9 protein-coding genes and 1 pseudogene are annotated in these 14,131 nt (G+C 63.3%); 4 read left to right on the top strand and 6 right to left on the bottom strand.

The window, feature by feature from the left end:
• Positions 1 to 5: 5 nt before the first annotated feature.
• Positions 6 to 1,427 carry an aldehyde dehydrogenase family protein gene (locus J3P86_RS11790; protein ID WP_434700361.1) on the bottom strand — a complete coding sequence of 474 codons (1,422 nt, stop codon included), beginning with the start codon at positions 1,425 to 1,427 and terminating at the stop codon, positions 6 to 8.
• An 85-nt stretch (positions 1,428 to 1,512) separates the two neighbouring features.
• On the bottom strand, positions 1,513 to 2,961 hold the full coding sequence (locus tag J3P86_RS11785; protein WP_434624152.1) for an APC family permease: 1,449 nt from the start codon (positions 2,959 to 2,961) through the stop codon (positions 1,513 to 1,515).
• Between the two features lie 497 nt (positions 2,962 to 3,458).
• On the opposite strand from J3P86_RS11785, the pseudogene J3P86_RS11780 reads away from it, so the two are divergent.
• The 4 genes and pseudogenes from J3P86_RS11780 to J3P86_RS11765 all read left to right on the top strand — a co-directional run.
• Positions 3,459 to 4,604 (top strand): annotated as a pseudogene (locus J3P86_RS11780) (PDC sensor domain-containing protein); the annotation flags it as partial.
• A gap of 150 nt (positions 4,605 to 4,754) precedes the next feature.
• Positions 4,755 to 5,510, top strand: a complete 756-nt coding sequence (locus tag J3P86_RS11775; protein WP_434700633.1) for a methyl-accepting chemotaxis protein — start codon at positions 4,755 to 4,757, stop codon at positions 5,508 to 5,510.
• A 94-nt stretch (positions 5,511 to 5,604) separates the two neighbouring features.
• Positions 5,605 to 6,771, top strand: a complete 1,167-nt coding sequence (locus J3P86_RS11770; protein ID WP_434700359.1) for an efflux RND transporter periplasmic adaptor subunit — start codon at positions 5,605 to 5,607, stop codon at positions 6,769 to 6,771.
• Between the two features lie 3 nt (positions 6,772 to 6,774).
• Positions 6,775 to 9,870, top strand: coding sequence for a multidrug efflux RND transporter permease subunit (locus J3P86_RS11765; RefSeq protein WP_434700357.1), 3,096 nt, complete (start codon positions 6,775 to 6,777; stop codon positions 9,868 to 9,870).
• A gap of 11 nt (positions 9,871 to 9,881) precedes the next feature.
• Here J3P86_RS11765 and J3P86_RS11760 read toward each other — a convergent pair whose 3' ends face one another.
• The 4 genes from J3P86_RS11760 to J3P86_RS11745 form a co-directional block, all read right to left on the bottom strand.
• Positions 9,882 to 10,784 (bottom strand): hypothetical protein, encoded by a 903-nt coding sequence (locus J3P86_RS11760; protein WP_434700355.1) that lies wholly within the window; start codon positions 10,782 to 10,784, stop codon positions 9,882 to 9,884.
• A gap of 185 nt (positions 10,785 to 10,969) precedes the next feature.
• Positions 10,970 to 11,818 carry an ureidoglycolate lyase gene (locus tag J3P86_RS11755; RefSeq protein WP_434700354.1) on the bottom strand — a complete coding sequence of 283 codons (849 nt, stop codon included), beginning with the start codon at positions 11,816 to 11,818 and terminating at the stop codon, positions 10,970 to 10,972.
• A gap of 25 nt (positions 11,819 to 11,843) precedes the next feature.
• A complete protein-coding gene (locus tag J3P86_RS11750) occupies positions 11,844 to 12,584 on the bottom strand; it encodes an SDR family oxidoreductase (protein WP_434700352.1) in 741 nt (246 codons plus the stop codon).
• Positions 12,581 to 13,963: an MFS transporter gene (locus tag J3P86_RS11745; RefSeq protein ID WP_434624165.1), complete on the bottom strand. Its 1,383-nt coding sequence runs from the start codon at positions 13,961 to 13,963 to the stop codon at positions 12,581 to 12,583. Before J3P86_RS11745 ends, J3P86_RS11750 begins: the two co-directional genes overlap by 4 nt.
• Positions 13,964 to 14,131 lie beyond the last annotated feature (168 nt).

Genomic DNA, 14,131 nt, shown 5'->3' with positions numbered 1-14,131 from the left:
AGTCCTCACTGTGTTTCACGCTTGCGTACGTACAGCAGTTGCTGGCCGGTGAATTCCAGCAACCCCTCAAGGCCGAACTCGACGCCGAACCCGGACATCTTGCTGCCGCCAAACGGCGTATTCGGCTGGATCTGCGCGTGGCAGTTGACCCAGGCCACGCCGCTTTCAAGACGACTGGCCAACGCCTGGGCCTGCTCGATATCGCTGCCCCAGACCGAGCCACCCAAGCCCATGTCGCCGGCATTGGCGCGGCGCAGGACATCCTCGACGTCCTGATAGGCGATCAATGGCAACACCGGGCCAAACTGTTCCTCGTCCACCAGGCGATGGCCATCGGTGACGTCGGCGACCAGGGTTGGCGGGTAGAAGAAGCCCGGCCGGTCCAGTCGCGCACCGCCACACAGCACCCGCGCGCCATGGCCACGGGCGTCGGCTACCAGCGCCTCCACCAGCGCCAATTGTTCAGCGTTCTGCACCGGGCCGAAGGTCACCTCGGGCTCCAGGCCATCGCCCACTACCTGGCGCGCCGCAATGCGCGTCAACGCATCGGCAAAGGCCTCGTATTGGGATTGATGGACGTACAGACGCTTGAGGGCGGCGCAGGTCTGGCCCATGTTGAGGAAGGCGGCCTGGAAAATATCCTCGGCCACCGCCTCGACCGGCGTGCCGGGCAGCACGATCGCAGCATCGTTGCCGCCCAGCTCCAGGGTCAGGCGTTTGAGGTTGGCGGCGGCGCCGCGCATCACACTCTGGCCGGTGGCGGTCGAGCCGGTGAAGACAATCTTTTGGATGCCGGCGTGGGCAGTGATCGCGCTGCCGAAACCTTGTTCACCGGTCACCACATTGATCACGCCATGAGGCACATGACCGGCGATGATTTCCACCAGGCGCAGGGTGCTCAAGGGTGTCAGGCTTGAAGGCTTGCTGATCACGCAGTTGCCGGCCCGCAACGCCGGCATGATGTGCCAGACGGCGATCATGAACGGCCAGTTCCACGGTGTGATCGAGGCCACCACGCCCAAGGGTTTGCGATGCAGCTCGATGCGCTGGGTCGGGGTCTCTTCCACCAGTTCGACGGGAATCTGCTGCTCGCCGGCATAGCGGGTCCAGGCCGCCGCGCCCATGACTTCGGAGAACGCCAGCGCCAGCGGCTTGCCCTGCTCCAGGACGATGAGCCGGGCCAATGCGTCGGCCTCCTGCTCGATATCATCGGCGATATCCAGCAAACGTCGGCGGCGGTCTTCGTGGCTGCTGTGTCGCCATTCGATAAAGGCCGACTGGGCCGCTTCGACAGCAAGGTCCAACTGGGCCAGGGAACCGGCCGGGCAACGGGCGAACGCGGTACCGGTGGCCGGATTGAGCACATCGAAGTGGCCATTTTCACCGTTGACCGGGAGCCCATTGATGAGCATTTGATAATCGTGCATGGAACCTTCCTTTCACGCACTGCCGGACCGTGCGGAACGGCAGCGAACGGGTTTTCTGGGTGATTGGCGTTGCCGGGTTGGCGCCCTAGAGCTTGTGGCTACCCAGTGCGCTGTATCGCTCGGGCGCGACCTTGCGCAGTCGGGCGGCGAGGAACACACCGACGATCAGCGCGACGGGAATGACGGCGCACAGGCCGTAGGACAAGAGCTGGCTGGCGCCGGTCAGCACATCGAAATGCAGCACGGCAAGGACTAGCACCGCGAGTAACGCCAGGCATGAAAAGCCGGGAAGGATCCGACCGCGCCACAGCCCGAGTTTCAGTTCCGGGTGTTTGCGGAAATAGACCAGCACCGCAGCCGAAGTGAGCGCCATGAGCAGGATGACGCAGAGGGTGGCCAGGTTGGAGAACCAGGCGAACAGTTGCAGGATCGGGTCGGCGTCCAGCGCGGCGAAAATCAGCACCACCACCGCGGCAATCAGGCTTTGCAGGACCGAGCCCATGTGTGGGCTCTGGTGTACGCGATGGGTCGTCCCCAACCGGCTATGCAGCAGCCCGTCCCGGCCGATGGCGTAGAAGTAACGCGCCGCGGCATTGTGGAACGCCAGCAGCCCGGCGTAGATGCTGACCATGAACAGCACGCGGATGACCTGGGTCAGCTGCGGGCCGACAAAATGATCGGACAGGCCGTAGATGAACGTGGTCGGATCCTGCAGCGCCTGCAGGGTCGGGACGATCTTGTCGGCCCCGACGCCGATGACCATGGCCCAGACCGACAGCGCATAAAAACCACCGATCAACAGCACCGACGCGTAGGTGGCAATGGGAATCGTGCGCTGCGGGTTCCTCGCCTCCTCGCCGTAGATGGTCGTGGCCTCGAAGCCGATGAAGGCGGCAAAACAGAACAACAGGCCGATCGAAGGCGTGCCGCTGAATACGTGGCTGCGGTCAAACGAATCGAGGTTGATGCCACTGTCGCCACCGGACTTGAGCATGGCGAAGTCCAGCGTCAGGATCGCCAGGTATTCGGCAATGACCACTACCGACAACACACGGGCCGACAGGTCGATCTTGCGATAGCCGAGAATCGCCACGCTCGCCATCGCCAGCAGCGAATAAGCCCACCACGGCAATTCCAGGCCGAACATGCTGGCCATCGTGCCACTGACCACACCGCCGAACATCCCGTACAGGCCGACCTGGAGAATGTTGTAGGCAAACATCGCCAACACGCCTGCCGCCCCGCCCGCCAACCCACCGAGGCCACGGGAGGTAAAGGCGTAGAAGCCCCCCGCATTGGTCATGTGCCGGGACATGGCGGTGTATCCCGCCGAAAAGGCCAGCAACACCAACAACGCCAGAAGCAGCAGCGCGGGCGTACCGGCGCCGTTGCCGAGCATGATGCCGATGGGAAAGCCACCGGCGATCACGCTCAGGGGGCTCGCCGCCGAAATCACAAAGAAGATGATGAAGCCGACACCCAGGGCGCCGCGCTTCAACTCCGTCGAGCCATTGATCGGGAAAGATACGCTCATTGTTCTTGACCTTATTGTATGAGGCAGTGTTGCGGGATCGGGACGGCCAACGGCGCCGTTCGCCAAAAGCTTATTGTTCTGGTTGTACGCTGGAATCGATGCTATGCCCTCGCCAGAACCCTGCGCTATCCCAAAACGGCAGCATCCGAAGCGACGCCCCAAAACTGCTCAGCCTGTTTGGTCCGGGGACATGGCGGACCTGTGGCGAGGGGATTCATCCCCGTTGGGCTGCGAAGCAGCCCTGAAGCAGTGAAATCAATCTTCCTGGTACACAGAGCGGCCTGGTTTGGGGCCGCTTCGCAGCCCAGCGGGGATAAATCCCCTCACTACAAATTCAGCGTGCTCTTGAGTGACGCGTATTGGCCCGATGACGACGCACAACGGCTGCCGATTCGGGATAACCGGCAGGCGTTTCCTGGCGCAAGATAACGTTGCCCACCGGTCAAACGACGCGGAGCCCAAAACAATAAAAATCCCCAAGCGCAGGAAACCTCAGCATGTTCTTCGCTCGTCTCTCTATCCAATGGCGGATCACGCTGTTGAGCGGTCTGTGCCTGCTCGCCGTGGTCGGGGCATTGACCGCTGCCTCGCTGTACCAGAACCAGCAAGGCGCGACGCTGCTGAAGCAGCAAAGCAGCCAGTTGCTAGGGCAATCGGCCTTGGAAGGCCTGCGGGCACAGGCTCTGGCGCACGGTCAGCGCGTGGAGCGTTTTTTCAGCGAAACAGCGATTTATGGCGAAGGTTTTGCCCAACAAGTGCTTCAACTGCGCACCCAGGCATTGCACGGGCGACTGACCCCGGGGCAACTGCGCCAGGACCTGATCGCCGCAACCCGTCAGGCCCTTGCGAAGCGCGAAAAAGTCCTCGGTTTCTACGTGGTGCTGCTTCCCGACGCGCTGATCGGTCCAGACGCCGGTTTCGCCGGGCAGCGCGACCTGGCCGGCAATGAAAACGGCCGCTTTGCCCTGTACTGGTCACAAAGCCAACCCGGCCATCTGGTGCAAGAAGTGCTCAGCGAAGCCCAGATCAGCGCCAACACCGCGCCACCGGGCAGCGAGCCGGCAAACGCCTGGTACATCTGCCCGCAGACCCAGGGGCGCACATGCGTGACAGAGCCCTACGCGATCGAAGTCGAAGGCCGCAAGACCCTGATGAGCAGCATTTCCATACCGCTGCTGGACGAGGGCAAAGTCATCGGTATCTTCGGCATGGACATCAGCCTGGATACCCTTCAGCAACTCGCCGCCAGCCTTGCCGATGACTTGTACCCCGGCCACAGCGAGATCAGTATTCTCTCCCCCTCCGGGCAGATTGCCGGCCACAGCGGCGCCGTGGCGGGCGCTTCGGTCGATGTGCAGCAAACGGTGCAAACCGCTCCGGCCAACAATCCCTGGCAATTGCAGATACGCGTGCCGGAAGCACTGGTGCAGGCGCCCGCCCTGCACATGCAGGCGCAACTGGACGACAAGCAGCGCCAGTCCAACGGGTTCAACCTCAGCCTCGGGTTGCTCTGCGCCGGACTGGGCCTGTTGCTTGTCTGGCTCAGCGCTTACGGCGTGACCCGGCCACTGCTGAGGGTGGCGCATATGCTCGATGCGATTGTCGAAGGCGACGGTGACCTCACCCAGCGGCTGCCGAACACGCGGCACGATGAACTGGGCCGACTGGCCGACGGCTTCAATCGTTTTCTCGACAAACTGCAACCGATCATCCGGGATATCCAGCAAGCCTCCCTCGATACCCGGGAGACGGCCGACACCTCGGCGCGGGTTGCCCGCGAAGTCAGCGCGGGCATGCAGCAGCAATACCGCGAGGTAGAACTGGCGGCGACGGCTTTGCATGAAATGAGCGCCAGCGCCCAGGAAGTTGCCCGCCATTCCCACCAGGCCGCCGATGCCGCAACGGTGGCCGAAAATGCCAGTCGATCGGGGCAGGAAATGTTCGCCAATGCCGTCAACAGCATCGATGCCCTGGACCAGCGGCTGGAGGCAACGCTTGGGCAGGTCAGAGTACTGGCGGACAACAGCCAGCAGATCAACCAGGTGCTCGACGTCATCTGTGCAATTGCCCAGCAAACCAACCTGCTGGCCTTGAATGCCGCTATCGAAGCGGCCCGCGCCGGCGAACAGGGGCGCGGCTTCGCGGTGGTGGCTGACGAAGTCCGGCATCTGGCGAGCAACACGCAGAACTCGGTCGAGCAGATACGCACGGTGATCGAAGCGTTGCAGCAACTGAGCCAGGACGTGGTGCACAGCACCCAGTCGAGCCGCGAGCTGGCCAGGGGCAGCGTGGTCCAGGTCGAGCAGACCCACGGGGCACTGCAACGTATCACCCGGGCCGTGGAAGTGATCGAACAGATGAACCAGCAGATCGCCAGCGCAGCCCTGGAGCAAAGCTCGGTGGTGGAAGACATCAGCCATCGGGTGAGCGGCATTCGCGGCATCAGCGAAACCTTGAGCGGCCAGATGCACGAAGCCTCCGAGGCTAGCCACTCGCTGCATGCCATGGCCAACCATCAACAGCAGTTGGTGGAGCACTTTCGGATCTAGCGCGGTTACACAATTTCACAGAGCGCCTACAAAGCTTCACCCCTGACCTTGGCTCCGGTCCCTACCATGGGCGGTTCAATATTGGGGAAGCACCATGTCCAAGATTCCTTTCGTCACACTGGGCCTGTTGGTCGGGGCGTTGCTGAGCGGCTGCGACGGCGCCTCGACCCCGGAAGAATCGGCGCCGCTGGCAAGCGTGCGTATCGAGACCGTCCAGGCCGGGCCACTGTCGATCAGCAACGAACTGAGTGGCCGTATCGCCGCGCCACGGGTGGCCGAGGTCCGTGCACGGGTAGCCGGCGTGGTCTTGCAGCGAGTGTTTCGAGAAGGCCGCGACGTCAAGCAGGGCGACGTGTTGTTTCGCATCGACCCGGCGCCGTTCAAGGCCGACCTGGACAGCGCCGAGGCGGCGTTGCGCAAGGCCGAGGCCAATGCATTCCAGGCCCGGTTGCAGGCGCAGCGTTATGCCCAGTTGATCGATGACCAGGCGATCAGCGGCCAGGAATATGACAATGCCCGGGCCGCCGTGCGCCAGACCGCAGCCGACGTCGCCGCCAACAAGGCGGCCGTTGAACGGGCGAAGCTGAACCTGGGCTACGCCACGGTGACCGCACCGATTTCCGGGCGCATCGGCCGGGCCCTGGTGACGGAAGGCGCGCTGGTGGGGCAGAACGAAAGCACGCCACTGGCGCTGATCCAGCAGTTAGACCCGATCCACGCCGACCTCACCCAATCGACCCGCGAACTCAACGAGCTGCGTCGCGCGTTCCGTGCGGGGCAGCTGCAAGCCGTCGGCCAGGGCCAGGCCAAGGCCACCTTGATCGAGGACGACGGCAGCCCTTATCCGCTGCCGGGCAAGTTGCTGTTCACCGACCTCAGCGTCGACCCGAGCACCGGCCAGATCACCCTGCGCAGCGAGTTCCCCAACCCCGACCTCGATCTGCTGCCCGGCAGCTTCATTCGCGTACGCCTGGAACAGGCGGTCAACCGCCAGGGAATCACCGTGCCGCAACGGGCGATCCTGCGCGACAGCGCCGGCGTCGCGCAGGTGCTGCTGCTGGACGCCGAGCAGAAGATCAGTCAGCAACCGGTGCAACTGGGCGCGGCGCAGAACGATCGCTGGATCGTCACGCAAGGCTTGAAGCCGGGCGATCGCATCGTCGTCGAAGGCCTGCAGCATGCCCGCCCCGGTGAACAGGTCCGGGTCGACGACGCCCCTCTCCCCCTCGCCCAGGTTCCCGGGCCACAGGCAGGACACTAAGCCATGCCGCATTTTTTCATCGACCGCCCCGTCTTCGCCTGGGTCGTCGCGCTGTTCATCCTGCTGGCCGGGATCCTGGCCATTCCGCAACTGCCGGTGGCGCAGTACCCGGTCGTGGCTCCGCCGCAAATCGAGATCTACGCGGTGTACCCGGGCGCTTCGGCGCAGACGGTGGACGAAAGCGTGGTCAGCCTGATCGAGGAGGAGCTCAACGGCGCCGACAACCTGTTGTATTTCGAATCCCAGAGCAGTCTCGGTAGCGCGACGATCACCGCGACCTTTCAACCGGGGACGAACCCGGAACTGGCCCAGGTCGACGTGCAGAACCGCCTCAAGGCCGTGGAGTCGCGCCTGCCGCAGGCGGTTACCCAGCAGGGCTTGCAGGTGGATAAGGTTTCCGCCGGCTTCCTGCTGCTGATCACCCTCACCTCCAGCGACGGCAAGCTCGACGACGTGGCGCTCAGCGATTACCTGGCGCGCAACGTGATGAACGAGATCAAGCGCCTCGACGGTGTCGGCAAGGCCCAGCTGTACGGTGCCGAGCGAGCCATGCGGATCTGGATCGACCCGCAGAAGTTGCTGGGTTTCAACCTGACCCCGGCCGACGTCAACGCTGCCATCGTGGCGCAGAACGCCCAAGTCTCGGCCGGCAGCCTCGGCGACCTGCCGAGCCGCAGCACCCAGGAAATCACCGCGACCATCGTCGTCAAGGGCCAGCTCTCGACCCCGCAGGAATTTGCCGACATTGTGCTCAAGGCCAACCCCGACGGTTCCACGGTGCGCATCGCCGATGTCGCACGGGTGGAAATCGGCAGCCAGGAATATCAGTTCTCCACGCGCCTGAACGGCAAACCCTCCACCGCCGTAGCCGTGCAGCTGTCGCCGGGCGCCAACGCGCTGAACACCGCCACCCTCGTTCGAGCGAAAATGGACGAGCTGTCGCGCTACTTTCCGGCCGGCGTGGAGTACAAGATTCCCTACGACACGTCGCCGTTCGTCAAGGTCTCGATCACCAAGGTGGTCTATACCCTCGGCGAGGCGATGCTGCTGGTGTTCGCGGTGATGTTCCTGTTCCTGCAGAACATCCGCTACACGCTGATCCCCACCCTCGTCGTGCCGGTGGCGCTGATGGGCACCTTCGCGACCATGCTCGCGCTGGGGTTCTCGATCAACGTACTGACCATGTTCGGCATGGTGCTGGCCATCGGCATCCTGGTGGACGATGCCATCGTGGTGGTGGAAAACGTCGAGCGGATCATGGCCGAGGAAGGCCTGTCACCCAAGGAAGCGACGCGCAAGGCCATGGGCCAGATCACCGGGGCGATCATCGGCATCACCCTGGTGCTGGTGGCGGTGTTCATTCCGATGGCGTTCATGCAGGGTTCGGTGGGCGTGATCTACCAGCAGTTCTCGCTGTCGATGGCGACGTCGATCCTGTTCTCGGCCTTTCTAGCGCTGACCTTGACCCCGGCGCTTTGCGCGACCTTGCTCAAACCGATCACCCAAGCCGATCACCACGCAAAGGGCGGTTTTTTTGGCTGGTTCAACCGTGGCTTCGACCGGTTCGGCAACCGCTACCAGGGTTGGGTCGCCTACGCGATGAAACGCAGCGGCCGCTATCTGCTGATCTATGGCGTGCTGCTGGTGGGCATGGGCCTGCTGTTCAGTCGCCTGCCCTCCTCGTTCCTGCCGGTGGAAGACCAGGGCTACACCATCACCGACATCCAGCTGCCGCCGGGTGCCAGCAAGAATCGTACGGTTCAGGTGGTGGAGCAGATCGAGGCGCACAATGCCGGCGAGCCTGGGGTCGGCGACAGCACGGTCATCCTCGGTTTCAGTTTCTCCGGCAGCGGGCAGAATGCGGCCCTGGCATTTACCACGCTGAAAGACTGGTCGCAGCGCGGTGGCGACGATTCGGCGGCGGCCATCGCCGATCGCGCCAACCAGGCCTTCGGTGGAATCAAGGACGCCATGGTGTTTTCCGTGCTGCCACCGCCGGTGGACGGTCTCGGCACCTCCAGCGGTTTCGAGTTCCGCTTGCAGGACCGCGGCGGCCTCGGCCACGCCACGCTGATGCAGGCCCGCAGCGATCTGCTCGCCGCCGCGGATAAAAGCCCGGTGCTGATGAATGTGCGCGAAAGCGCCCTGGCGGAAGCGCCGCAGGTGCAACTGGAAGTGGATCGGAAACAGGCGAATGCCTTGGGCATCTCCTTTGCCGACGTCGGCAGTGTGTTGTCCACGGCGGTGGGCTCAGCCTACATCAATGACTTCCCGAACCAGGGCCGCATGCAGCGGGTGGTGGTCCAGGCCGAGGGTGACCAGCGCAGCCAGGTCGAGGACCTGCTGAAGATTCACGTACGCAACAGCAGCGGGAAGATGGTGCCGTTGTCGGCGTTTGTCCAGGCGCGCTGGACCCAGGGGCCGGCACAGTTGACTCGCTACAACGGCTATCCGGCGGTGAGTATTTCCGGAGAACCGGCGCCGGGCTACAGCACCGGGCAAGCCATGGCCGAGATCGAACGGCTGGTGGCCCAGGGGCCCAAGGGCATGGGTCAGGAATGGACCGGCCTGTCCTTGCAGGAGCGCTTGTCCGGCAGCCAGGCACCGATCCTGCTGGGCCTGTCGCTGCTGGTGGTGTTCCTGTGCCTGGCGGCACTGTACGAGAGCTGGTCGATCCCGACCTCGGTGTTGCTGGTGGTACCGCTGGGCGTGCTCGGCGCCGTAATGGCTGTTTCGTTGCGTGGCATGCCCAACGATGTGTTCTTCAAGATCGGCCTGATTACCATCATCGGTCTGTCAGCGAAGAACGCCATCCTGATCATCGAATTCGCCAAGAGCCTCTACGACGATGGCCATGACCTGCTCGACGCCACGCTCCAGGCCGCGCGCCTGCGCCTGCGGCCGATCATCATGACCTCACTGGCGTTCATCCTCGGCGTGGTCCCGTTGGCGATCGCCACCGGGGCCAGCTCGGCGAGCCAGCAGGCGATTGGTACCGGCGTGATCGGCGGGATGATCAGCGCCACGCTGGCGGTGGTGTTTGTCCCGGTGTTTTTCGTGGTGGTGATGAAGCGGGTCGCGCGCAGCAAAACGCGTTGAGGCTGGCTACGCTAATTGCCCTGTGGCACAGCCTGGCTCTCGACGCTGGCCAGGGCTTTGTCCGCCAGGCGTCGTACCCAGCCGGCGTCCCTGTCATTGACCACCGCATAACGGTCCGGCGGGAAAAACATCCAGTGATGGGCAATCTGCGCGAGTCGCTTGATCTCATCGGCAGACATCCAGTAAGACGTCTGCGTCATTGGCAAAGGCGCACCGTCGAAACGCCGGCCAAGCGCCAACTGGGTGCCGGGAGCGAAGGCAATCGCCAGTTGCTGCCGGGGTTGCATCTGCTTCTCCGGCGCGGGCATCTGCCCTACCCGTCGGTAGCAGAAATCACCGGGGAATTCCTCCTTGAGCACCAGCCAATGGCCGGCCGTGGTCATCGCCAGGATCCACTGCGACACGCCGGAGCTTTGCACCCGCACCAGCTTGTCGTTTTTCCATAACATCAGGCTGCTGCAATCGGGATCAAAGTCGTTGGCCCACAGGCTGATGGCCGAGATCAGCGTGTGACGCTCAAGCTCGACCAGCCCTTGATCGGGCATCGATTGCCAATAGTGCTTGGTCGGGTCGCGCGAATCGCGCAGGTAATTGGACAGTATCCACGCCGCCACGAAAAGCAGCGTCGCCAGCGCCAGCCAGCCCAAGGAGTCGCCGACGATCCGATCAACGTCCAGGTCCGGGGCGAACAACTTCTGGACCAGGCCCAGGCCCGCCAGGAACACCACGCCCGGCAGCACCGGGCCCATGCTCAATGGCGGCAGCAGTACGACCAACCAACTGAAGTCATGCATGGACGCACGGTCACGCGCCCAGGCCAGCTCCTGCGCAAGCATCGGTGCCTGCTCACGCGGACCGATGGCTGGGTCAGGGGTCTGGAAGCGGAAGAACTGCGTGTGGGAGTCGTCGCGCATGGAGGGCGTCATTTCTCTTGAAACGGTCGCGCATCTTCGGCGATTTTTGATTGCGCGAACAGTCTCTCCAGAGTTCCCATTCTGTGTGGCTGGACCCGCGTCTTCGCGAGCAGGCTCGCTCCCACAGGGAGGCGGAGATTCTGTGGGAGCGAGCCTGCTCGCGAAGACGGCGGTAAAGCCAGTGATCAGTCCGCCTGCACCGTCACCTGACGCTGTTCACCCAAACCTTGAATGCCCAGGCGCATGGTCTGGCCCGGGCGCAGGAACACCGGGTTGGGCTTGATGCCCAGGCCGACACCCGGTGGCGTCCCGGTCGAGATCACGTCGCCGGGCTGCAGGCTCATGCACCGGCTCAGGTAGGCAATCAGTTGCGGCACGCTGAAGATCAGCGTCCGGGTATTGCCGTTCTGATAACGATGTCCGTCGACTTCCAGCCACAGATCAAGCGCGTGGGGATCGGCGATTTCGTCCTTCGTCACCAGCCAGGGTCCAAGCGGGCCGAAGGTGTCGAAGCCTTTGCCCTTGTCCCAGGTGCCGCCGCGTTCGAGTTGCCACTCGCGTTCCGACACATCGTTGATGACGCAATAACCGGCGACATGCTCCATGGCGTTCGCTTCGTCGATGTAGCGCCCGCCCTTGCCAATGACCACGCCGAGTTCGACTTCCCAGTCGGTCTTGAGCGAGCCACGGGGAATCTGGACATCGTCGTTCGGTCCGCAGATGGCGCTGGTCCATTTGTTGAAGATGATCGGTTCCTTCGGCACCTCCATGTTCGACTCGGCGGCATGGTCGGCGTAGTTCAGGCCGATGCAGATGAACTTGCCGACTTGCCCGACGCACGCGCCGATCCGCGGCTGCCCGCCCACGACCGGCAGGCTGCCTGGGTCGATGGCGGCGAGTCTTGCCAGGCCTTCAGGAGCCAGGGCTTGCCCGGCGATGTCTGGCACGTGGCCCGACAGATCACGGATCTGATTGTCATCATCCAGCAGCCCGGGCTTTTCCGAACCTTTTTCGCCGTAACGCAACAGTTTCATGAAGTGCTCCTGCTCAAGTGAAAATTCAGAGGCTCATGCCACCGTCAATGACGTGCACCGTCCCGGTGGTGTAGGCAGATGCGTCGCTGCCCAGGTACAGCGCCAGTTGCGCGACCTCCTCGGTGTTGCCGATGCGCCCCATGGGCTGGCGGTCGAGAAACTGCCGGTAGACCTGTTCCTCCTCGACCCCCTGCTGCGCCGCCTGGTCGGCAATGCGCTGGCGCAGCGAAGGCGAGTCGACGGTGCCGGGGCATATCGCATTGCAACGGATACCCTGGCTGACGAAGTCGATGGCGACGGACTTGGTCAGACCGACTACCGCCGCCTTGCTGGCAGCATAGGCGAAACGATTGGGCACGCCCTTGATACTGGACGCCACCGACGACATGTTGATGATCGACCCGCCGCCACGCGCCAGCATACCCGGCAGAAACGCGCGGATCATGCGATACATGGCGCTGACATTGAGGTCCATCGAGCGCGCCCAGGCGGCTTCGTCGCAATCGAGAATGGTGCCGCTGTGCACGTAGCCGGCGCAGTTGAAAAGCACGTCCAACCCGCCAATCCGCTCGCGGGCAGCGTCGATGGCGCTGGCCGAGGTGACATCCAGGAGCATCGGCGTGACCCCCTCGATGCCCGCCAGCGCGCGAATATCGATGTCACTGGCGAACACCTCGGCGCCGGCCCGGGCGAAGGCCACGGCGCTGGCCAGGCCGATGCCCTGTCCCGCCGCCGTCACCAGCACCCGCTTGCCTTGCAGGTTCATGCGGTCTCCAGTTGCGCGGCCGTGGGCGCGGTCTTGGGCGTCCTGCCGAGCATCGAGGCGGGGATGGCCAGGATCAACCCGCCGCTGACCAACAGGCACAGCGCCAGGACGTACGTACCGTTGTTGATATTGCCCGTCAGGGTTTCCGCCACGGCCGTGATCATCGAACCGGTGAAGCCCGACAGGTTGCCGATCGCGTTGATCATGCCGATCCCGGCTGCGGCGGCAACGCCCGACAGCACAGTGCCCGGCAAGGTCCAGAAAATCGGCATCAGGCTGAGGATCCCCGAGGCGGAGACGCTGAGGAACAGCACCGACAGCACCAGGTTATCGGCGAAAAACGCGCTGAGGATCAGCCCGGCGCCACCAATGAATGCCGGGATGGCTGCGTGCAGGCGCCGTTCGCCGGTGCGGTTGGAGTGCCGCGCATTGAGCAGCATCGCCACGATTGCCACCGAGTAGGGAATGGCGGTGAGCAAGCCGATGTGCAGGCTATTGGTGATGCCGGTGCTCTTGATGATCGAGGGCATCCAGAAGGCCAGGCCGTAGAAACCGGTGTTGAAGGTCAGCAGGATCAGCACCAGCAACCAGACGCGAGGGTTGAAGAACACTTCGCTCAAGCGCGAAGCCTTGCCCTGGTTGTCGGTTTGCAGGTTGGCCTTGAGCATGGCCTTTTCCGCTGCCGACAGCCACTTGGCCTTGTCGATGTTATCGGCCAGGCAGACGATCACCACGAAGGCCATGATGATCGAAGGGATGCCCTCGATGATCAGCATCCACTGCCAGCCGGACATGCCTTGCACGCCCTGCATGCTGTTCATCAGCCACCCGGACAGGATCCCGCCCAGTGTCAGGCTGACCGGCAACGCCAGCAGGAACCCGGACATCACCCGGCTCTGCCGGTGGGTCGGGAACCAGTAGTTGAGGTAGAGGATCACGCCGGGGAAAAAGCCTGCTTCACAGATGCCTAGCAGGAAACGCAGCACATAAAACATCGTGCTCGATTCGATGTGGAAGAACGCTGCCAGCGGCACCGTGTAGGCCACGGCCATGGAGATCACCGCCCAACTGAGCATGATCCGGGCGATCCAGAACCGCGCGCCCAGACGATGCAGCAACAGGTTGCTGGGGACCTCGAACAGGAAATAGCCCCAGAAAAACATACTGGCGCCCAAGGCGTACACGGTGTTGCTGAATTGCAACTCGGCGAGCATGTCGAGCTTGGCGAAGCCGATATTGACCCGATCGAGGTATGCCGCCATGTAGCACAACAGCAGCACTGGCAGGATCCGCCAGATCACCTTGCGGTAGGTCCGGTCTTCGAAATCCAGTTCGCCGGCTTGCGCCTGGGCAGGCAACGGCTCGGAGATGGTTTGCATGAGGTAACCCCTGATTGTTGTTATTGGGTCACGTCGGATGAGCGGCTCATCCGGCGATTGAACGAGGACTCTACTGTCGCGGATCGATTCTTTCCCAATGGCATTTTTGGATTAGTTGATAACCAGTTGTTATCGGAATCCGAGGGGCTACTGCGTAGCCCAGCGGGA

The sequence above is a fragment of the Pseudomonas sp. D1-1 genome (assembly GCF_051132225.1).
In the GTDB taxonomy this organism is placed as follows: Bacteria; Pseudomonadota; Gammaproteobacteria; order Pseudomonadales; family Pseudomonadaceae; genus Aquipseudomonas.
Note: the sequence above shows the minus strand (reverse complement) of the source record. Positions and strands in the feature narration are given on the sequence as shown.